The organism is Micromonospora sp. SL4-19, assembly GCF_047921475.1.
Classification (GTDB): Bacteria; Actinomycetota; Actinomycetes; order Mycobacteriales; family Micromonosporaceae; genus Micromonospora.
Genome location: NZ_JBLROB010000001.1, coordinates 350,722 through 370,975 on the forward strand (window position 1 = coordinate 350,722; position 20,254 = coordinate 370,975).

Annotated in this window: 17 protein-coding genes and 1 tRNA gene; 10 read left to right on the top strand and 8 right to left on the bottom strand. The window is 72.5% G+C overall.

The window, feature by feature from the left end:
* The first annotated feature begins 2 nt into the window (after positions 1-2).
* Positions 3-1,826, top strand: a complete 1,824-nt coding sequence (gene ngg, locus ACNAVT_RS01520) for an N-acetylglutaminylglutamine synthetase (RefSeq protein WP_416292061.1) — start codon at positions 3-5, stop codon at positions 1,824-1,826.
* Complete coding sequence (locus ACNAVT_RS01525) at positions 1,823-2,998, top strand: osmoprotectant NAGGN system M42 family peptidase (RefSeq protein WP_416292063.1); 1,176 nt, start codon at positions 1,823-1,825, stop codon at positions 2,996-2,998. Before ngg ends, ACNAVT_RS01525 begins: the two co-directional genes overlap by 4 nt.
* A gap of 28 nt (positions 2,999-3,026) precedes the next feature.
* Here ACNAVT_RS01525 and ACNAVT_RS01530 read toward each other — a convergent pair whose 3' ends face one another.
* Positions 3,027-4,751, bottom strand: coding sequence for an alpha/beta hydrolase domain-containing protein (locus ACNAVT_RS01530; protein WP_416292065.1), 1,725 nt, complete (start codon positions 4,749-4,751; stop codon positions 3,027-3,029).
* Positions 4,752-5,286: 535 nt separating this feature from the next.
* Between ACNAVT_RS01530 and ACNAVT_RS01535 the strand changes: the two genes are divergently transcribed.
* Complete coding sequence (locus tag ACNAVT_RS01535; protein ID WP_416292067.1) at positions 5,287-6,216, top strand: ribonuclease Z; 930 nt, start codon at positions 5,287-5,289, stop codon at positions 6,214-6,216.
* Positions 6,213-6,722 (top strand): GNAT family N-acetyltransferase, encoded by a 510-nt coding sequence (locus ACNAVT_RS01540; RefSeq protein ID WP_416292069.1) that lies wholly within the window; start codon positions 6,213-6,215, stop codon positions 6,720-6,722. Before ACNAVT_RS01535 ends, ACNAVT_RS01540 begins: the two co-directional genes overlap by 4 nt.
* Positions 6,723-6,802: 80 nt before the next feature.
* Here the strand turns inward: ACNAVT_RS01540 and ACNAVT_RS01545 are convergent, their stop codons facing one another.
* A complete protein-coding gene (locus ACNAVT_RS01545) occupies positions 6,803-8,173 on the bottom strand; it encodes a cystathionine beta-synthase (RefSeq protein ID WP_416292071.1) in 1,371 nt (456 codons plus the stop codon).
* Between the two features lie 75 nt (positions 8,174-8,248).
* Positions 8,249-8,605 (bottom strand): YkvA family protein, encoded by a 357-nt coding sequence (locus tag ACNAVT_RS01550; RefSeq protein WP_416292073.1) that lies wholly within the window; start codon positions 8,603-8,605, stop codon positions 8,249-8,251.
* A gap of 146 nt (positions 8,606-8,751) precedes the next feature.
* On the opposite strand from ACNAVT_RS01550, the gene ACNAVT_RS01555 reads away from it, so the two are divergent.
* From ACNAVT_RS01555 to ACNAVT_RS01575, 5 genes are all read left to right on the top strand, one after another.
* Positions 8,752-9,795, top strand: coding sequence for an SGNH/GDSL hydrolase family protein (locus ACNAVT_RS01555; protein ID WP_416292075.1), 1,044 nt, complete (start codon positions 8,752-8,754; stop codon positions 9,793-9,795).
* Positions 9,796-9,929: 134 nt separating this feature from the next.
* On the top strand, positions 9,930-10,727 hold the full coding sequence (locus ACNAVT_RS01560) for an SGNH/GDSL hydrolase family protein (RefSeq protein ID WP_416292077.1): 798 nt from the start codon (positions 9,930-9,932) through the stop codon (positions 10,725-10,727).
* Positions 10,728-10,803: 76 nt separating this feature from the next.
* Positions 10,804-12,066: an acetyl-CoA C-acetyltransferase gene (locus ACNAVT_RS01565; protein ID WP_416292079.1), complete on the top strand. Its 1,263-nt coding sequence runs from the start codon at positions 10,804-10,806 to the stop codon at positions 12,064-12,066.
* A gap of 39 nt (positions 12,067-12,105) precedes the next feature.
* Positions 12,106-13,629 (top strand): CHAD domain-containing protein, encoded by a 1,524-nt coding sequence (locus tag ACNAVT_RS01570; protein WP_416292081.1) that lies wholly within the window; start codon positions 12,106-12,108, stop codon positions 13,627-13,629.
* Between the two features lie 77 nt (positions 13,630-13,706).
* Positions 13,707-14,603: an IS982 family transposase gene (locus tag ACNAVT_RS01575; protein ID WP_416292083.1), complete on the top strand. Its 897-nt coding sequence runs from the start codon at positions 13,707-13,709 to the stop codon at positions 14,601-14,603.
* Positions 14,604-14,629: 26 nt separating this feature from the next.
* On the opposite strand, the gene ACNAVT_RS01580 is transcribed toward ACNAVT_RS01575, so the two are convergent.
* From ACNAVT_RS01580 to ACNAVT_RS01595, 4 genes are all read right to left on the bottom strand, one after another.
* A complete protein-coding gene (locus ACNAVT_RS01580) occupies positions 14,630-14,950 on the bottom strand; it encodes a hypothetical protein (RefSeq protein ID WP_416292085.1) in 321 nt (106 codons plus the stop codon).
* Between the two features lie 71 nt (positions 14,951-15,021).
* The gene (locus tag ACNAVT_RS01585) at positions 15,022-15,774 is read right to left on the bottom strand and encodes a Bax inhibitor-1/YccA family membrane protein (RefSeq protein ID WP_416292087.1); all 753 of its coding nucleotides are present in this window, start codon (positions 15,772-15,774) and stop codon (positions 15,022-15,024) included.
* A gap of 122 nt (positions 15,775-15,896) precedes the next feature.
* On the bottom strand, positions 15,897-16,745 hold the full coding sequence (locus ACNAVT_RS01590; RefSeq protein ID WP_416292088.1) for a Bax inhibitor-1/YccA family membrane protein: 849 nt from the start codon (positions 16,743-16,745) through the stop codon (positions 15,897-15,899).
* Between the two features lie 110 nt (positions 16,746-16,855).
* A tRNA-Leu gene (locus tag ACNAVT_RS01595) sits at positions 16,856-16,936 on the bottom strand.
* A 102-nt stretch (positions 16,937-17,038) separates the two neighbouring features.
* Here ACNAVT_RS01595 and ACNAVT_RS01600 point away from each other — a divergent pair.
* Positions 17,039-18,865: a hypothetical protein gene (locus ACNAVT_RS01600; RefSeq protein ID WP_416292089.1), complete on the top strand. Its 1,827-nt coding sequence runs from the start codon at positions 17,039-17,041 to the stop codon at positions 18,863-18,865.
* A 54-nt stretch (positions 18,866-18,919) separates the two neighbouring features.
* On the opposite strand, the gene ACNAVT_RS01605 is transcribed toward ACNAVT_RS01600, so the two are convergent.
* The gene (locus ACNAVT_RS01605; protein ID WP_416292091.1) at positions 18,920-20,248 is read right to left on the bottom strand and encodes an NAD(P)/FAD-dependent oxidoreductase; all 1,329 of its coding nucleotides are present in this window, start codon (positions 20,246-20,248) and stop codon (positions 18,920-18,922) included.
* Positions 20,249-20,254 lie beyond the last annotated feature (6 nt).

Below are 20,254 nucleotides of genomic sequence, written 5' to 3' on the forward strand. Positions count from 1 at the left end.
CCGTGGCCGACACCCTCGTCATCGGTACGGCCCGTATCGACCGGGAGCGGGAGCCCGGCCGCCGCTGGGAACGCGTCGGCCCGGGGGGCGATCCGGTCGCGCCCGGCACCCCCGCGCCCCGCCGCAAGCCCACCTCCGGCGGGGTGGTGCTGGACTGCGGCTGGGGCCGACTGGTCTTCGGCCAGACCTTCACCGAGCAGGTTGAGGTCGCCGACGTGCTGCGCTCCGAGGCGGACGGCGCCCGGGACATCTGCATCTACCTGCGCGACCCGCACGTGCTGGTGTCCCGGCTCCCGGACGAGCTGTTCATCGACCCGTCGCTGACCTACCGGCTGTCGCTGGGCAAGCGCCGGCCGGCCGCCACCGACGGTGGCGACATCCCCGGCCTGACCATCCGGCCGCTGCGCGACGCCGACGACGCGGAAGCGGTGAACCGGATCTATGCCCGCAACGGCATGGTCCCCGCGCCGGTCGAGGTGCTGGTCGACAACGCCGGCGACGACCGGTTCCTGCACCTGGTCGCCGAGGACGCTGCCGGCGAGGTGGTCGGCACCATCACCGGGGTGGACCACGTCGCGGTCTTCGCCGACCCGGAACAGGGGGCCAGCCTCTGGTGCCTGACCGTGGACTTCAACACCGCGCCGCCCGGCACCGGCCAGGCCCTGCTCACCGCGCTGGCCGACCGGCTCGACGCGCGGGGCCGCGCGTACGTGGACCTGTCGGTGCTGGCCGAGAACTCCGGCGCGATCCGGCTGTACGAGCGGCTGGGCTTCCGCCGCACCGGCACGCTGTGCGTGAAGCGGAAGAACCCGATCAACGAGCGGCTCTTCCTCCCCGCCACCCCGCAGGGGTACGACGAACTCAACCCGTACGCGAGGATCGTCGCGGACGAGGCGATGCGGCGCGGCATCCGGGTGGAGGTCACCGATCCGCACTGGGGTGAGCTGAGGCTGACCAACGGCGGCCGGACCATCCACACCCGGGAGTCGCTGTCGGAGCTGACCTCGGCGGTGGCGATGAGCCGCTGCGACGACAAACGGGTCACCCGGCGGATCCTCGCCGAGGCGGGGCTGTCCGTGCCACGCGGCCGGACCGCCACCGGCGACGCCGACGACCTGGCCTTTCTGGGGGACGTCGGCCCGCTGGTGGTCAAACCGGCCCGGGGCGAGCAGGGCAACGGCATCACCGTGGGAGTGCGTACGCCGCAGGCGCTGACCGCGGCGGTCGAGCTGGCCCGCGGGTTCTGCCCGGACGTGCTGATCGAGGAGCAGTGCGAGGGCGAGGACCTACGGGTGATCGTCATCGACCACGAGGTGGTGGCCGCGGCCGTCCGCCGGCCCGCCCAGATCACCGGGGACGGAGTGCACGACGTCACCGAGCTGATCGAGCGGCAGAGCCGGCGCCGAGCCGGCGCCACCGGGGGTGAGTCCCGGATCCCGATCGACGACATGACCCGCGAGGTGGTCGCCGAGGCGGGCCACCGGATGCACGACGTGCTTCCCGAGGGGCAGGTGCTCGCCGTACGCCGGACCGCCAACCTGCACACCGGCGGCACCATCCACGACGTCACCGCGGAGCTGCACCGGGACCTCGCCGAGGCGTGCGTGACGGCCAGCCGGGCGCTGGACATCCCGGTCACCGGGCTGGACCTGCTGGTCGGATCCCCCGACCGCCCGGAGCACGTGTTCGTGGAGGCGAACGAGCGGCCCGGCCTGGCCAACCACGAACCGCAGCCGACCGCCGAACGCTTCGTCGACCTGCTCTTCCCCGGCACCCGCGGGCCACAGCGGCTCTGGTCGCCCGCCGGTACGGGAGGCACCACGTGAGCCCACGGCCGCCCGCGATCGACCTCGACTACCTCCGCCAGGTGCTGGTGGAGCTGCTGGAGATCCCCAGCCCGTCGGGACGTACCGACCACATCCAGCAGTACGTGGGCGAACGCCTCTCCGCGCTCGGTATCAGCTCCACGCTCACCCGGCGCGGGGCGCTCAGCGCCTGCCTGCCCGGGCCGCGGGCGACCGGCGCCGACCGGGCGATCGTGGTGCACACCGACACCATCGGCGGCATGGTGAAGCGGCTCAAGGAGAACGGCCGGCTGGAGCTGAAGCCGATCGGCACGCACAGCGCCCGCTTCGCCGAGGGTGCCCAGGTCCGGATCTTCACCGACGACCTCGACCGGGTGATCACCGGCCAGGTGCTGCCCCTGAAGGCCAGCGGGCACCGCTACAACGAGGCCGTCGACCTCCAGGGTGTCGGCTGGGAGCTGGTCGAGGTACGCGTCGACGAGCCGGTGACCGACGTCGCCGGCCTGCGCGCCCTCGGCATCGACGCGGGCGACTTCGTCGCGCTGCTGGCCGACCCGGCGATCACCCCCGGCGGTTACGTCAAGTCCCGGCACCTCGACGACAAGGCCGGGGTGGCCGCGGTGCTGGCCGCGTTCAAGGCGATGGTCGACGCGGGCGTCACCCCGGCGGTCACCGCGCACCTGCTGGTCACCGTCACCGAGGAGATCGGGCACGGGGCCAGCCACGGCCTCGACCCGGACGTGGCGGAGATCGTCTCGGTGGACGCGGCGGTGGTCGCCCCGGGCCAGCAGTCCCGGGAGAACGCGGCCACCCTGGCCATGGGCGACGGGGTCGGCCCGTTCGACTACCACCTCACCCGCAACCTGGCGTCGATCGCCCGAGAGCACGGCGTCGACCTGGTCCGGGACGTCTTCGACTACTACCGCTCGGACGTGGCCGCGGCGGTCGAGGCCGGGGCCCACGCCCGGGTGGCGCTGCTCGGCTTCGGCGTCGACGCCACCCACGGCCACGAGCGCACCCACCTGGACGGGCTGCACCACCTGGCCCGGTTGCTCTGCCTCTACCTGCAGAGCCCGTTGGTCTTCCCCGAATGGGACGCCGAGCCGGAGGGCGACCTGGCCGACTTCCCGTCGCTGGCCGTCCAGCCGGCCTCCGAGGAGGGCCCGCGGGAGGGCCCGATCGGCGTCGACTGACCAGAGCCCTCCCCTTGCCCCTTGCCGCTCACCGGGCCATGCGTTCCGCCTCGCCGAGGAGCGCGACGAGCGCGGCGGTCTCCCGGAGCACCGCGTCGCGGGCAGCCGGGTCACCCGTGATCGAACGTTCCGCCTGGTCGGCGACGTGCCCCAGCAGAACGATCGCGGGGCGCATGTGGCCGGCGGTGCCCGCCCGCTCGGCGGGCCGAAGGTGGACCTCGAGTCTGGCCGCGACCTGCTCGGTGATGCGGCCGGCAGCGACGTGCTCGGCGATGAGGTGGTGGATGTCCGAGTACCAGGCCGGGTCGCGAGTTGTCCCCTCGGGGAGGTAGCCGGCCCTGACGTTGGCCAACGTCACCGCCACGGTCTCGTCCACGTACGACTCGACGGTCGGGTAGAGCGCGGCGAGTTGCGCGTCGGTCAGACGCACCGAACTGCCGTCGAGGAAGCAGAAGCCGGGTCCGGTGTTGCTGCCGCTGTTGATCCGCAGCGGCACCTCGTGCTGGGCGAGCCGGATGCCACCGAGGGCGAGCCCGAGATCGTCGCGGGCGACGGCCGGCGGGGTGGTGCCCGTCATCTGGATCTTCGGCGCGGTCGGCGGCTGCGCCCCGTACGCGACCCAGTTGACGGTGTGGTCGTACACCGCGTTCTGCACCATGTGCTGTGGGACGCGCGAGAGCGAGGGAAGCGCGCACGTCTGCGGCTCACCCGGGTAGCCACCGGGGTAGCTGCCGATGTCCCGCTTCCGCAACGGGCCGTAGTCGGTGATGAGCTTCCAGTCCCCGTGCGAGGCGCCGGCCACCTCCCAGGAACGAAGTACCGGCGAGTCGGCCTGGGCCCGGGCCGCCGCGGAGAGGATCCCGCTCGCCACGTCCCCCTCGGAGTTGATCCGGAACACCGGCGTGGTGAGGTCGGTACGGAGGATTCCACCGCCACCGTGCAGGACGACCGCGTCGATGACGTTCGCCAGCGGCTGGATGCCGTTGTAGTAGTTCGCGAGGCGCCCGGCCGACTGGGAGTGACCGGTGGCGATCACGTACCGGGGAGACGACAGCTTGCCGAGCGGGCTGACACCCGTCCGGCTGCGTACCGCCTTCACCGCCTGGCTGAAGATGTCGTACGAGAGACTGTCGTCGGTGACCGTCCCGCCCACGGTGACGTCCAACGCGCCGTAGCGGGCCGGGCTCCACGCCTTGAGCCCCGTCGGAGAGTGCAGCCCGGCCCGCTGGGCGGAGACGCCGACCCACGCGTACCCCTGCCGGATCAGGTGCTCGTGCGACTGGAACCAGTCGACCTCCTGGTCCCACTGGTTGCTGACGTTGTTCCACTCGGCGATCACCACGCCGTTGAACTTCGCGTCGGAGACCGGCCGGCGCACCATGATCCGGGTGGCGTACGGGTGGTCGGTGCTGGTCACCACCGCGGTGTCCGTACCCCGCGTCGCGTAGCGGGTCGCCGTGCCCGAGATGAAGAACTCCTGCTCGACGTAGCCGACAGCGGCGAGATCGACGTCGGTGGCGAGGAAGGGGTAGCCGTGGCTGGGATGCCCGACGGCGGAGGTGTTGGCGATCGGTCCCGCGACCAGCGGGGCCGCGACGCTCGCGCCGGTGGCGGTGGAGGGATGGGGCACCCCAGGGGGGATGCGGTCGGCCGCCGCCACGGACGGCGCGAGAGGCACGGTCAACGCGCCGGTCAGGCCCAGCGCGAGCAGGAACCGAGGAGCATTTCGGCGGAACGCGGGCAGGACGGACAAGGTTTCACCTCACGAGGGCGCGTCGGCACGGTGCGCACCGGACTGCTGGGCACGTTGGTGATGCAGAGAGCAGAGTCCTCAGAGTTACCGCTTTGGCGCATACAGTAATGCTCGGGACGGACAGAAGATAGAGCGGAGAAGACCGAACTTTCGTCGATTTCGACAGAAGTCGGCGACGCCGCGGTTCGGATCGAGGTCGATGCCCTGGCCGTCGTCCCGCAGGCCCCGCCAGGTCTGTGATCGAAATCCGTTGCCCGGGTCCGGCGGAAGTGGATAGCGTGGCGGTACACGGGAAAGGAGGTGGTCCAGCTTTGTATAGCAATCGGACTCGTGAGGTGGCTGTCCGCTAGCCGCTGTCCTCGACAGTGATCCCGTCCGCCACGAGGCGGGCACCAGGCACGATCGTCGAGACCGTGTGGCAGCGGTACGGCGAAACCACGACAGCCACCCGACCCCCGGGGCGCCGGCCCAGTCCAGCCGGCCCGCGCGAGCGCGGAAACCCCGGGGGTCGCTTCATGCTCAGGGGAGATCCGCCGTGTCCATGCGCGAGCTGGTGGTGCTCGGTACGGCCAGCCAGGCCCCGACCCGACAGCGCAACCACAACGGCTACCTGCTGCGCTGGGACGACGAGGTGCTCCTCTTCGATCCGGGCGAGGGCAGCCAGCGGCAGATGCTGCACACCGGAATCTCCGCCACCGACCTCACCCGGATCTGCGTCACCCACTTCCACGGCGACCACTGCCTGGGCCTGCCCGGCATGATCCAGCGCCTCTCGCTGGACCGGGTACCACACCCGGTGGCCGTGCATTTCCCCGCCGGCGGTGCCGACTATTTCGCCCGCCTGCACCACGCGGCGAGCTTCCACGAGACCGCCGAGCTGGCCGTCGAGCCGATCGACACCGACGGGCAGCGGATCAGCACGCGCATCGGCACGCTGGAGGCCCGCCGGCTGCGGCACCCGATCGAGACGTACGGCTACCGGCTGATCGAGCCGGACGGCTGCCGGATGCTGCCGGAGAAGCTGGCCGCGTACGGCATCGCCGGCCCGGCGGTCGGGGAGCTGCTCCGCGTCGGCCACCTCGACCTGGACGGGCGCCGGATCACCCGGGACGAGGTGAGCGTGACCCGGCCGGGGCAGCGGTTCGCCTTCGTGATGGACACCGGGCTCTGCGAGGGGGTGTGGGCGCTGGCCGAGCACGCCGACCTGCTGGTCATCGAGTCGACGTTCCTGGAGTCGGAGGCCGCGGTCGCCGCCGAGGTCGGCCACCTCACCGTGGCGCAGGCCGCGCGGGTGGCGGCGGAGTCCGGGGTACGCACGCTCGTGCTCACCCACTTCTCCCAGCGGTACTCCGATCCGCGCCGATTCGCCGACGAGGCCCGCGAGCACTTCGCCGGCGAACTGGTGATCGCCGAGGACCTGATGACCGTCCAGGTGCCGCCGCGGCGGGTAGCCTCGGCCGGGTGACCGTATCCCTCCGGCCCGCGACCAAGGACGACCTGATGGCGGTCGGCGCCCTGCACCAGCGGTCCCGAGTGGCGGCATACTCCTCGTTCCTGCCGGCGGAGGCGCTGGCCGAACCGACGCCGGAGGCGATGGGCGGATACTGGGTCCAGCGGTGGGCGTGGGAACACGACGACCACCGGATGACGGTGGCCGAGCGGGACGGCCGGCTGGTCGGGTTCAGCTATCTGGGCCCGGACGACCAGGGTGACCCGGCCACCGGGCTGCTCAACGCGATCCACCTGGAGCCGGACGAGCAGGGCCGGGGCACCGGACGGGCGCTGATGATCGACGCGCTGGCGGCGATGCGCTCGCGCGGGTGGGCGCACGCGGTGCTCTGGGTGCTCCGGGAGAACGGCCCCGCCCGGCGCTTCTACGAGCGCGGCGGTTGGTCCCCCACCGGTGAGCAGCGGGACGAACACATCGGCACGGCACTCGCTCCCCAGCTGCGCTACAGCCGCGAGGTGTGAGGGCCATCCCGGTCAGGCACAAGCGGGGCCGCTGACGCGAAAAGGGCCGCCCCCGTCGGGAGCGGCCCTCATCGGTGGACTCAGCGGGCGCCGAGGTGGGCGAGCAGGTCCTGCCGGGTCAGCACGCCCTTGGGCTTGCCGTCGACCAGCACCAGGGCGGCGTCGGCCTTCTCCAGCAGCGCGACCGCCTCGCTGACCGGCTGCCCGCCACCGATCATCGGCAGCGGCTCGGCCATGTGCCGCTCGATCATGTCGTGCAGGTGGGCCTGCCCGGTGAAGAGGGCGTCGAGCAGGTCCTTCTCGGCGATCGAGCCGGCCACCTCGCCGGTGACCACCGGGGGCTCGGCCTTGAGCACCGGGAGCTGGGAGACGCCGTACTCGCGCATGTAGTCGATGGCGTCCCGGACCGTCTCGGTCGGGTGGACGTGCACCAGCTCGGGCAGGCCGCCCGGCTTGCCGCTGAGCGCGTCGGCCACGGTCGGCTCGGTGCCGGAGTTGTCCAGGAAGCCGTACCGGGCCATCCACTGATCGTTGAAGATCTTCGACAGGTAGCCCTTGCCGCTGTCCGGCAGCAGGACCACGACCACGTCGTCCGGGCCGGCCTTGCGGGCCACCTCCAGGGCGGCCACCACGGCCATGCCGCAGGAGCCACCGACCAGCAGCCCCTCCTCGCGGGCCAACCGCCGGGTCATCTCGAAGGACTCCTTGTCGGAAACCTCGACGATCTCGTCGGCGACGGTCCGGTCGTACGTCTCCGGCCAGAAGTCCTCGCCGACGCCCTCGACCAGGTACGGCCGGCCGGTGCCGCCGGAGTAGACCGAGCCCTCCGGGTCCGCGCCGATGACCTTGACCCGACCCTCGGACGCCTCCTTCAGGTAGCGGCCGATGCCGGAGATGGTGCCGCCGGTGCCGACGCCCGCCACGAAGTGGGTGAGCCGATCGCCGGTCTGCTGCCAGATCTCCGGCCCGGTGGTCTCGTAGTGCGAGCGGGGGTTGGCCGGGTTGCTGTACTGGTTGGGCTTCCAGGCGCCGGGGATCTCCCGGGCCAGCCGGTCGGAGACGTTGTAGTAGGAGCGCGGGTCCTCCGGCGCGACGGCGGTCGGGCACACCACCACCTCGGCGCCGTACGCGCGCAGCACGTCCTGCTTGTCCTGGCTGACCTTGTCCGGGCAGACGAACACGCACTTGTAGCCCTTGAGCTGGGCCACCAGGGCCAGCCCGACGCCGGTGTTGCCGCTGGTCGGCTCGACGATCGTGCCGCCGGGCTGAAGGATGCCCGCCTTCTCGGCGTCCTCCACCATCCGCAGCGCGATCCGGTCCTTCACCGAACCACCCGGGTTGAGGTACTCCACCTTCGCCAGCACGGTCGCCTGGATGCCCTCGGTGACGTTGCGCAGGCGGACCAGCGGGGTGTTGCCGATCAGCTCGACGACGTTGTCGTAGTACTGCACCTCGTTGTGCCCTTCGTTGCGCCGCCGCGACGGCGGCCCGGGAAGACTTCTGTTCGTCGCCCAGGGTACGGGCCGTCAGGGCGCCACATGGCCGGGGATGACGGAGCTGCGACGTGCCTCCCACTCCAGGAACCGCTCGGTCTCGGCGAGCACGCTGCCGGCCAGCCAGGTGACCATCACCGCGTCGTCGGCCAGGCCGAAGACCGCCAGCGGGATCTCCGGCAGCAGGTCGATCGGGGACACGATGTACGCCGTGGCCGCGGTCATCAGGGCCAGCCGCAGGCCGCCGTCGTATTCACCCTTCATGGTGGCCCGGATCATCCGGGGCAGTGCCGTCAGCCGGGCACCCACCGACGGGCCACCCCGTGCCCCCGCCGACAGTGCCCGGGCCAGCGCGGCGAAGGCCGCGGTCCGCTTCAACGTCTTACCCATTCTCGTCGCCCCTTTCCCCTCCACCAGCGTGCGGTGCCGGCGCAAGTGCGCGCCACCGTCGCCAAACAGGTACCCCGGACCGCCGTTCCCCAGCCACCCGATCATGTGGAGCGCGGGGTGTCGGGGCGGCGCGATAATGTCGGTTCATGGGGGACGCTGGTTCCGTCGCACCTGCCAGCTGGCGGGACGTCCGGCGGATCGCCCGCCTGGCGGCGATCGGCACGGGCGCCACCGTGGCGGCCACCGTGGCGACCGGCGGGGTGCTGCTCGGCCAGGCCCGGCAGGCCCGGCGCACCATCCCGATGGCCGAAGCGCCCCCGCCCCGCTGCGACGGGGTATACGGCGCGAAGCTCCCCGGCCCACCGGTCACCATGGTCGTCCTCGGCGACTCCTCGGCCGCCGGCTACGGCGTGTACCGCCGCCGGGAGACGCCGGGCGCGTTGCTGGCCACCGGGCTGTCCCGCCGACTGCACCGGCCGGTGCGGCTGCACCGGTTCGCCGTGGTGGGCGCCCTGTCGTCCGGGCTGAAGCCGCAGGTCGAGTCGGCCCTGGAGGTCGAGCCGGACATCGCGGTCATCCTGGTCGGCGGCAACGACGTCACCAACCGCACGTCACCGTCGGTGGCCGTGCGCTACCTGGTCGACGCGGTCCGCACGCTGCGTGCGGCGGGCTGCGAGGTGGTCGTCGGCACCTGCCCCGACCTGGGGGCGATCCGGCCGATCCACCCGCCGCTGCGCTGGCTGGCCCGCCGCTGGAGCCGTCAGCTCGCCGCCGCCCAGACGGTGGCGGTGGTCGAGGCGGGCGGCTGGACGGTCTCCCTCGGCGACCTGCTCGGTCCGCGGTTCGCCGCGGAGCCGGCCCGGATGTTCGCCTGGGACCGGTTCCACCCGTCCGCCGAGGGATACGCCGTCGCCGCGGCAGCGCTGCTGCCCACCGTGCTCTCCGCGCTCGACACCGGTCAGGAACGCAGGCCCCTGCATGCCGCCCGGCAAGGCGTGCGGTCGCTCCCGGAGGCGGCCGTCGAGGCGGCCCGGCACGCCGGCACCGAGGTCAGCGGCACCCAGGTTCGGGGCCGCGACCACGGGCCCGGCGGGCGCTGGGCGCAGCTTCGACGGCGCGCCTTCTTCGGCGTCGGCGCGGTGCCGCAGCCCGACTCCACCGAGTCTCCGACCCTTGAGGGGCTGGCGTGAGCGGGGCAGCGGGGGCATCATCAGCAGGCACAACGCGGGTCACGCTCACGTCGGCGCCCTTCAGCAGCGTCGGCGGCAGCGGTCGGCGCCGCGAGCGGACCGGCCCGCGCCGCCGGAACTGGGGAGGTGCCGTCATGACGCAGCGTAACGAGCTTGTGGTCCGGCTGGGCCGGGCAGCCGCGTTGTCCCTGGTGGCCGGCACGGTGGGCGGGGCGGCCATCCTCGCCGGCCAGGCAATCGCCGCCCGTAACCGCCAGTACGCCCAGCCCGAGCTGAGCCTCGCGCTGCGCGCCACGGTCGGCCGGGCGGAAGCGCCCCCGCTGCGACTGGTGCTGCTCGGCGACTCCTCGGCGCTCGGCGTCGGGGTGGACCGCTTCGAGGAGACCATCGGCGGCCAGTTGGCCCACCTGCTCGCCGAGGGGCCGACCGGCCGGCGGGTGCAGCTGTCCTGCGTGGGCGTGTCCGGGTCCCGCTCCACCGACCTGGCCACCCAGGTGGCCCGGGCGCTGCTCGGGGAGCGTCCCGACGTGGCGGTGATCCTGATCGGGGCGAACGACGCCACCGGGATGGCCCGGCCGGCGGACGCCGCGGCGTACCTGGGATCGGCGGTACGCCGGCTGCGCGAGGCGCACGTCGAGGTGGTCGTGGGCACCTGCCCCGATCTCGGCGCGGTCCGCGCGGTCGCGTCCCCGCTGCGGCAGGTGCTCGGCTGGGCGGGGCGACGGATCGCCCGCGCCCAGACGGCGGCGGTGCTCGACGCCGGCGGCAGCGTGGTCGACCTGGCCACCGAGACCGGCCCGGTGTTCCGGGCGGACGCGGGGACGCTCTGCCACGACGGCTACCACCCCTCCGCGGACGGCTACCGGGTCTGGGCACACGCCCTGCTACCGGCCGTCGGGGCCGCGGCGACGGTCGCCTCCCGGCATCACTGACCCGCCCGGCGAGGGTGAAATTTCCCGCCCGACGGCCAGCTTCCACGGCAAGTTACCCACGAGTTAACGTTGGTTCATGCCGATTGAGTCGCCCCGTGACGCCGTCATCGTCACCACCGCCCGCTCCCCCATCGGTCGGGCGGTCAAGGGTTCCCTGCGGGACGTCCGCCCGGACGACCTCGCCGCCACCATCGTCCAGGCCGCCCTCGACAAGGTGCCCGCGCTCGATCCCACCACGATCGACGACCTCTACCTGGGCTGCGGGCTGCCCGGAGGCGAGCAGGGCTTCAACATGGCCCGCGTGGTCGCCACCCTGCTGGGCCTGGACGGCCTGCCCGGCGCCACGCTGACCCGATACTGCGCCTCCTCGCTGCAGACCACCCGGATGGCCATGCACGCGATCCGCGCGGGCGAGGGCGACGTGTTCATCTCCGCCGGGGTCGAGACCGTCTCCCGGTACGCCCGGGGCAACTCGGACACCCTGCCACCCGAGGCGCAGGCGCTGGTCGGCGGCGGCTGGGAGAACCCCCGCTTCGCGGCGGCGCGCAAGCGTTCCGGGGCCCGCGCCCAGGGCGGCGCCGAGACGTGGACGGACCCGCGTGAGGCCGGCCAGCTCCCGGACATCTACCTGGCCATGGGGCAGACCGCGGAGAACCTCGCCCAGGTCCACGACATCACCCGCGAGGACATGGACGCCTTCGGGGTACGCAGCCAGAACCTGGCCGAGAAGGCGATCGCCGACGGCTTCTGGGCCCGCGAGATCACCCCGGTGACCACGCCGGACGGCACCGTGGTCAGCGCCGACGACGGCCCGCGCCCGGGGGTGACCCTGGAGGGCGTCGCCGGCCTCAAGCCGGTCTTCCGTCCGGACGGCCGGATCACCGCCGGCAACTGCTGCCCGCTCAACGACGGCGCCGCCGCCGTGGTGATCATGAGCGCGCAGCGGGCGAAGGACCTCGGCCTCGCCCCGTTGGCACGGATCGTCTCCACCGGCGTCACCGCACTGTCGCCGGAGATCATGGGCCTCGGTCCGGTCGAGGCGTCGAAGCAGGCCCTCAGGCGGGCCGGCATGACCATCGACGACGTCGACCTGGTCGAGATCAACGAGGCGTTCGCCGCCCAGGTCATCCCGTCGTACCGGCAGCTCGGCATCCCCGAGGAGAAGCTGAACGTGATGGGCGGCGCGATCGCCGTCGGTCACCCGTTCGGCATGACCGGCGCCCGGATCACCGGCACCCTGCTCAACGCCCTTCGGTGGCACGACAGGACCATCGGTCTGGAGACCATGTGCGTCGGCGGTGGCCAGGGCATGGCCATGGTGCTCGAACGGCTGAGCTGAACGGATTCGACGGAGACTGACCCGGGTACCGGAGGCGCCATGGCGACGGTGGTGGAACGGGAGCTCAAATACTCCGGGGACGAGGGATTCCGGCTGCCCGACCTGACGGGGTGCGGTGGCATCGCGACGACGTCCGACGCCACGGTGCTCGACCTGGACGCCGTCTACCTGGACACCGCGGACCTCCGGCTGGCCCGCAGCGGGTTCGCGCTGCGCCGACGCACCGGCGGACACGACGCGGGCTGGCACCTCAAGGTCGGGGCCGTCGGGGGTGCCCGCACCGAATACCAGTTCCCCGCCGGGGCGGCGGACGGCGACCCGCCGCCCGAGCTGGTCGCACTGTTCCGGGCCGCGTCCCGGGGGCGACCGGTCGCCCCGGCCGCCCGGATCGCCACCAGCCGCCGGGAACGCCGCCTTCTCGACGAGGCCGGCCGCACGCTGGCCGAGGTCGCCGAGGACAGCGTCGAGGCCCACGACCTGGTCAGCGGCGAGCGGCAGGCCTGGCACGAGGTCGAGGTCGAGCTGGTCGACGGCGACGACGCCCTGCTCGACGCGGTGGACGCACGGCTGCGCGAGGCCGGCGCGCGAGCGGTGCCGGTCACCAAGTCGCACCGCGCCCTCGGCCGCCGGCTCGCCGCCGCCGGGCTGGCGCCCGCCGACCCGGGGGCGGCACCCGTCCTCGACTACACCACCGCCCAGCGCGACGCGCTGATCGGGAACCACCCGGGCGCGCGGAGCGGCGACGAGGACGCGGTGCACGACATGCGAGTCGCCGCCCGGCGGTTGCGCTCCACCCTGCGTACCTTCCGGGGGCTGTGGGACCGGCGGGAGAGCGAACGGCTGCGGGCCGAACTGCGCTGGCTGGGCGGCCAGCTCGGGCCGGTCCGGGACGGCCAGGTGATGGCCGCCCGGCTCGCCGACGCCGTCCGCGCGGAACCCGACGAGCTGGTGCTCGGCCCGGTCGCGGCACGGCTCGCCGGGCGGTTCGCCGCCGAACTGGCCGCCGCCCTCGACAACCTGCGCGTGGCGCTCGACTCCGGCCGCTACACCGACCTGCTACGCCGGCTGGACGCGCTGGTGGAGGGGCCGACCGCCCGGACCGTGGACGCCCGCTGGGTGGCCCGCCGGGTACGCCGCGCGGTGGCCCGTGCGGACGAACGCCTGGACCGGGCGCTGTCAGCCGGACGCGCCGAGCGAGAAGCGACCGGCGGGACCGACGACCTGGCGCTGCACGAGGCGCGGAAGGCGGACAAGGCGGCCCGGTACGCGGTGGAGGTGCGCGAGCCGGCCGTCGGGAAGCCCGCCACCCGGCTGGTGGCGCGGCTCAAGGAACTGCAGGACCTGCTCGGCGCGCACCAGGACTCGGTGGTGACCCGCGAGGTGCTGCTCCGGCAGGCGGAGCGGGCGTACGCGGAGGGCGAGAACGCCTTCACGTACGGGGTGCTGCACGCCCGGCAGGCCGTGGCGGCCGACCAGTCCGTGCCGGGTCTGGTCCGGGCGCGGGACCGGGCCCGGCGGCGGAAGGTCCGGCGCTGGCTGCGGCGGTGCGCGCCGCAGACCTAGATGATTGAGTCCGAAGTCTGAGCTGTACGGCAGGGCGGGCTTGACTGAGGCATGGCGAAGGGTATCGATGTCAGTTTGTGAAGACAGACCTCGATACCCTTCTGACCGCACTCTACGTGTTCCTCGACGATCACGTCATCGGCCGTCGCCGGATCGGTCGTCCGCCCCTGCTGTCCGACGCCGAACTGCTGTGCCTGGCCATCGCACAGGTCCTGCTCGACTTCCCCCGTGAACGGCACTGGATCCGCTACGCCCGCAAGCATCTGCGTCACCTGTTCCCCTACATTCCCGACCAGTCCGGATACGGCAAACGGCTACGAGCTGCCGGCCCGCTGATCGCCAAGGCGATCCGGCACCTGGCCGAGAACACCCCCACCGGCGTACCGATCCTGCGGCTGGTTGACTCCACGCCCGTGCCCTGCGGAGCCTCCCGCGAGACCGCCAAACGCTCCGACCTGGCAGGCGACGCCGGCTACGGCTACTGCGCCTCCCACACCCGCTACTTCTGGGGCATGCGCCTGTACCTGGTCACCACCATCGAAGGCATGCCGGTGACCTGGTGCCTGGCCCACCCGAAACTCGACGAACGCGACGTCATGGCAGCCCTGCTGGAAGTCGACCACCGCCTCGTCCAGTCCGGGCAGGTGATCCTGGCCGACCGGGGCTTCGCCGGCCAGGCGTTCGAGACGTTCCTCGACGACCTCGGTGTCCACCTGGTCCGACCCGCCCGCAAGAACACCGGCGACCCGGCCCCGAGCCCCGCCGAGCGGCGCCTGCTGCGCATGCGCCAGTGGATCGAAGCGATCTTCGACACGCTCAAGGGCCAGCTCAGCCTCGAACAACACGGAGCACGCCGCCGACACGGCATCTACGCCCGCGTCGGCCAGCGCCTCCTCGCGATGGCCACCTGCATCTGGCACAACACCAACATCGGCGCACCAAGAAGACGATCACTCATCGCGTACGACCACTGACCAGCCCGAACTTCGGACTCAATCATCTAGAGCACGGAGCGGGTCGCGGCCACCGCGGCGGCGGCCCGGGCCGTCACGGTGTTGGGCGGACCGGCCGCCACCAGGTCGGCGGCGACCACCCGGAGCTGGTCGGGCAGGACCAGGTCGTTGCCGAGCCGGGGCACCTCCCGGCGCGGTTCGCCCTCCGCGTCCGCCGCCAGGTTGGCGATCTCCTGCACCAGCTTGTGCACCAGGTCGGCCCGGGACACGTTGCCGCCCTCGGCCACCGCCGACCAGCGCGGCTGCTGCCAGTGCCCGACCTGACGGACGAGCAGCTCCACCGCCCGGTCCAGTTCCGCTGCGCTCATCGCGGCCGAGTCTACGACGGCTCCAGGTCGCGGCGCGGCGGCAGACGCGCCGAGCTGGAGTTGTCGGACGGTCAGCGCCGGACGTAGCTGAGCAGGCGGAGGATCTGCCAGTACAGGAAGATCAAGCCGACCAGCAGCCCGAACGCGCAGAACCAGGCGTACCGGCGGGGCAGCCGGGCCTGGGCCGACCGCTCGACCAGGTCGAAGTCGAGGACGAAGCTGAGCGCCCCGGCGATGATCGCCACCACCGAGAAGAGGTACGGCAGCCAGCCCACCCGCGCGGTCAGGCTGTAGACCACCAGCCCCTGTCGCCCGGTGAGCAGGTAGGCGATCAGGTTGACCAGGCCGAGCACCAGGATCCCGAGCAGCGTGCCGACGACCAGCCGGGCCAGGCGCGGGGTGGCCCGGACCACCCGGGCCCGATAGAGCAGCGCCATGCCGAGGAAGACGCCGAAGGTGCCGATCACGGCCTGCACCACGATCCCCGGGTAGACCAGCTCGAAGGCCCGGCTCGCCACCCCGAGCAGCACCCCCTGCAGCACCGCGTACGCGGCAATGAGCGGCGGGTTGGTGATCTGCTTCAGGGAGATGACCAGCACCAGCGCCAGGCTGGCCAGGGAGCTGCCGGCCAGTGCCGCCGGTATCCACACCGCCTGCGGCACGAACACCCAGGCGACCGCCGCGGTGGCGGCGGTGAGCAGCAGCAGGCCGACCGTCCGGCTGACCACGTCGGCCACGGTCATCGTCTCGGCCGCGCCGAGTACCTGGCGCTCGGTCCGGCCGACGTCGTCCAGTCGGGTCAGCACCGGGTTGGTACTCCGCACCGCGACCTCCTCGCCGACGCACCCCGCTCCCACTCTGCCCCGGGCGGCTCAACGGTGCCGGACAAACGACGACGCCCGCCGCCGCGGTCGCGGCAGGCGGGCGTCGCCAGGTCAGGCGGCGGTCAGTCGTCGCCCTGGAAGTAGCTGAGCAGGCGCAGCACCTCCAGGTAGAGCCAGACCAGGCCGACGACGATGCCGAACGCCGCCGTCCAGGCGTAGCGCTGCGGCAATCCCATCCGGACGCCCTCTTCGATCTCGTGGAAGTTGAGCACGAAGCTCAGCGAGGCGGCCACGATGCAGACCAGGCTGAAGCCGATGGCCAGCGGGCTGCCGTCGCGCAGGTGGGTGTTGACCCCGAAGAGGGAGAACACCAGGTTGATCATCATGACCGCGAAGAGGCCACCGATGACCGCGATCATGATCTTGATGAACTTCGGGGTGGCCCGGATGACCCGTGCCTTGTAGAGCATGGCCATCAGGAAGAAGACACCGAAGGTCGCCACCACGGCCTGGAGCACGATGCCTTCGTAGAGGTGATCGAAGGCCTTGCTCACCGCGCCGACGAAGACACCCTCGACGACGGCGTAGACCACCACCAGCGCCGGGTTGGCCATCCGGGAGAACGAGATGATCATGCCGAGCACGAGACCGACGAGCGCACCGCCGCCCCAGGCCAGGCCCAGCAACTGGTCCGGCACGAGGGTCCAGGTGGCCGCCGCGGCGGCACCGAGGATCGCCAGCATCATGACCGTCTTGACGACGACGTCGTCGAGGGTCATGGAGGTCGTGGCGGGTGCAGCTGTCGGGTAGCCGTAACCAGGCGGGTACGGCTGCTGCTGCTGCGGGTACGGCTGGTACTGCTGCGGCGGGTATCCGGGCTGACCGTATGGCCCGGGCTGGGCGTACCCGGCCGCCCGCTCACGCTCGGCCGCCTGGCCGAGCCGGGCGAGCACCGGGTTCGAGGTCTTCACTTCTCAGGCCTCCCTCAGGGGGTCGATGCACGTGAACGTGCATCCTCCAGGGTAAACGGCGCTCACACCCCCGCGCCCGGCGCGAAGCTGTGGGAAACCTGAGAGTCTCGTGCCCGGGGCGGGGCTCGAACCCGCACGCCTTGCGGCAGCCGCTTTTAAGGCGGCCGTGTCTGCCGTTCCACCACCCGGGCGGGTGACACCGACGCGTCGAAGCGCGGCGGCGCAGTCTCACCGTAGTCGTTGCGCGGCGCGCTGGCGTACCCCACGCGGGCCCCGCCGTTATGGTCGAGGCCGTGACCAGCGCCGCCCGTACGGCCCTCGACCCCGACCAGGCAGTCCGCCTCGATCCGGCGGTCGCCCGTCCCACCCGGACCGCCCGCCTGCTGGCCACCGTGGCCCGACACCGCGCGGACCTGCTGGCTGGGCTGCTCTTCTCCCTGCTCGCCGGATGGCTCACCCACGGCCTGTGGCCGGCCCCGGGGCAGCGGATGCTCGCACTCAACCCGGCGGACCAGACCCTCTACGAGTGGTTCCTGGCCGTCGACTCGCGCGCCCTGCTGGGCGACTTCAGCCTGCTCACCGACCGGCTCAACGCGCCGGACGGGGTCAACCTGATGGCCAACACCACGGTGATCGCGCTCGGGGTGCTGCTCGCCCCGGTCACCTGGGCGTTCGGGGCGCCGGTCACCTTCGCCCTGCTGGCCGCCGGCAACCTGGCCGGCACGGCGATCGCCTGGTACCTGCTGTTCACCCGGACGCTGCACGCCCGCCGGCTCGCCGCCGGCCTCGGCGCAGCGCTCTGCGGCTTCGGCCCCGGCATCGTGTCGCAGACCAACGCCCACCTGCACATGACCGCCCAGTGGCTGGTCCCGGTGATCGTCTGGCTGGTGGTCCGGCTGCTCCGGGCCGCCGACCCGGCCGACCGGCCGGACGGGCCGGACCACCGGCGGATGGCCACCTCGGCGCTCGGGCTGGCCGCGACGGTCACCGTCCAGATCTTCATCGGCGAGGAGGTGCTCTTCCTCACCGTGGTCACCCTGCTGGTGATGGCCGTCGCGTACGGCCCGGCCGATCGGGCGCTACTGCGCCGGGCACTGTCCACGTTCGCCGGCGGGCTGATGGTGGCCGCCGGCCTCGCCCTCGTCGTGCTGGCGTACCCGCTGTGGTACCAGTTCGGCGGGCCGCAGGGCGTCTCCGAAGGGATGTTCAGCCCCGGCTACTACTCCGCCGACCTGACCAGCTGGTCGGCACTGTCCCCGCTCTCCGTGCTGGGCAGCGACGCCTCGTCCCGGCTGACCACCGGCCCAGCCGAGTTCAACACCTTCCTGGGCTGGCCGCTGCTGCTGGTCACCGTCGCCTGCGTGGTCTGGCTGGGCCGCCGCCCGTTGGTGGTCGCCTGCGTGGCCGGAGCACTGGTCATGGGCGTGCTGTCGCTCGGCCCCGAGGTGGTGGTCTCCGGCAGCCGGACCACGCTGCCAGCCCCGTACGCCCTGCTGGCCGGGCTGCCGGTGGTGGACGGGGCGCTGCCGACGCGGTTCGCCCTGGCGGTGCTCCCACTGGTCGGGACACTGCTGACCCTCGCCGTGGACCGGGCCATGGCGGAACGCGGCCGGGCCCGGCGGTTGGTCCCGCTGGCCGTCGGCGTGAGCCTGCTCAGCGTCCTCCCCGCGCCGCTGCCGACCGCCGACCGGCCGGCGCTGCCGGAGTTCGTCACCGCCGGCCACTGGCGGCAGTGCGTACGCCCGGGCGGGGTGCTGGTGCCGGTGCCGACGGCCACCCCGAAGGACCCGTGGCCGATGCGCTGGGCCACCGCCGCGAACGCCGCGTTCGGCATGCCCGAGGGCTTCTTCATCGGCCCGTACGGCAGGAACGGCTCGCCGGCCATGGGCACCTACCAGCGCCCCACCTCGGCCCTGCTGGCCGACGTCGCCAAGCAGGGGGTGCCGCCGACGATCGGCGACGAGCAGCGCCGGCAGGCCGTCCGGGACGTCCGCTTCTGGGGCGCCTCCTGCGTGGCGTTGACCGATGACGCGCCGCACGCGGAGGCCCTGCGCCGGACGCTGGAGCAGCTCTTCGGCCCGGGCACCCGGATCGCCGACGCCTGGACCTGGCGGTTCTGAACCCGGACACGGTCGAGGGCCCTCCCCCAACGGGAAGGGCCCTCGCCTGCGAGCTCAGCGGCGCGTGCCGACCGGCTGGGACGCCTCGGCGAACTCCTCGCGCGGATCGTGCAGCTGGCCCAGCGCGACCACCTCACGCTTGAGGAAGAACGCCAGCGACCAGTCCACCACGACCCGGACCTTGCGGTTGAACGACGGGATCCGCGACATGTGGTACGTGCGGTGCATGAACCAGGCCGGCCAGCCGGTCATCTTCACGCCGTAGACCTGCGCCACGCCCTTGTGCAGGCCGAGGCTGGCCACGCTGCCCGCGTGCTTGTGCTTGTAGTTGACCGGCTCCCGCCCGCGGATCACGTTGACGATGTTGTCGGCCATCCGCCCGGCCTGCCGGACCGCGTGCTGGGCGCTCGGTGAGCAGAAGTTGCCCGGCTCCTTGGTCAGATCCGGCACCGCGGCGCAGTCGCCCGCGCTCCAGGCGCCCTCGACCGCCCGGTCGCCGTCCACGATCTGCAAGGTGGGCAGGCAGGTGACCCGACGACGCTCGTCGCGCGGGAAGTCGGTCGCGTCCAGCATCGGCGACGGCTTGACGCCGGCCGTCCAGACGATGGTGTCGGTGGCGAAGCTGTCGCCGTCGGAGAGCTTGACGATCCCGTCGACGCAGGATTCGAGGCGAGTGTCCAGCCGAATGTCCATGTTCCGTTTGAGCAGCTGCTGCACCGTGTAGGCGCCCATGTCCCGGTCGACCTCGGGCAGCACCCGCTGGGTGGCTTCGACCAGAACCCAGCGCATCTCCTCCGGCTGGAGCTCCGGGTAGTAGCGCAGCGCGTCCCGGGCCATGTCCTCCATCTCGGCGAGCGCCTCGATGCCGGCGTAGCCGCCGCCGACGAAGACGAAGGTCAGCGCGCGCCGGCGGACCTCCGGGTCGGTCGTGACAGCCGCCACGTCGAGCCGGTCCAGCACGTGGTTGCGCAGGAAGACGGCCTCGCCGATGGTCTTGAACCCGATGCCGTGCTCGTGCAGGCCGGGAATCGGCAGGGTGCGGGAGACCGAGCCGGGGGCGACCACCACGTGGTCGTACTGGATCTCCCGGGTCGGGCCGCTGATCGGCTGCACGGTCGCGGTCTTCCGATCGTGGTCGATCCGGGTCACCGCACCCGCCACCACCGTGCACCGGCGCAGCTCCCGCCGCAGCGGCACCACCGCGTGCCGGGGCGAGATGTTGCCCGCCGAAGCCTCCGGGAGGAACGGCTGGTAGGTCATGTGCGGCTGCGGGTCGACGACGATGACCTCGGCCTCACGGGAGCTCAGCTTCTTGGAGAGGCGCAGAGCGGCGTACAGGCCGACGTGCCCGGCACCCACGACAAGGATCCGCTTCGGATTCACATCATC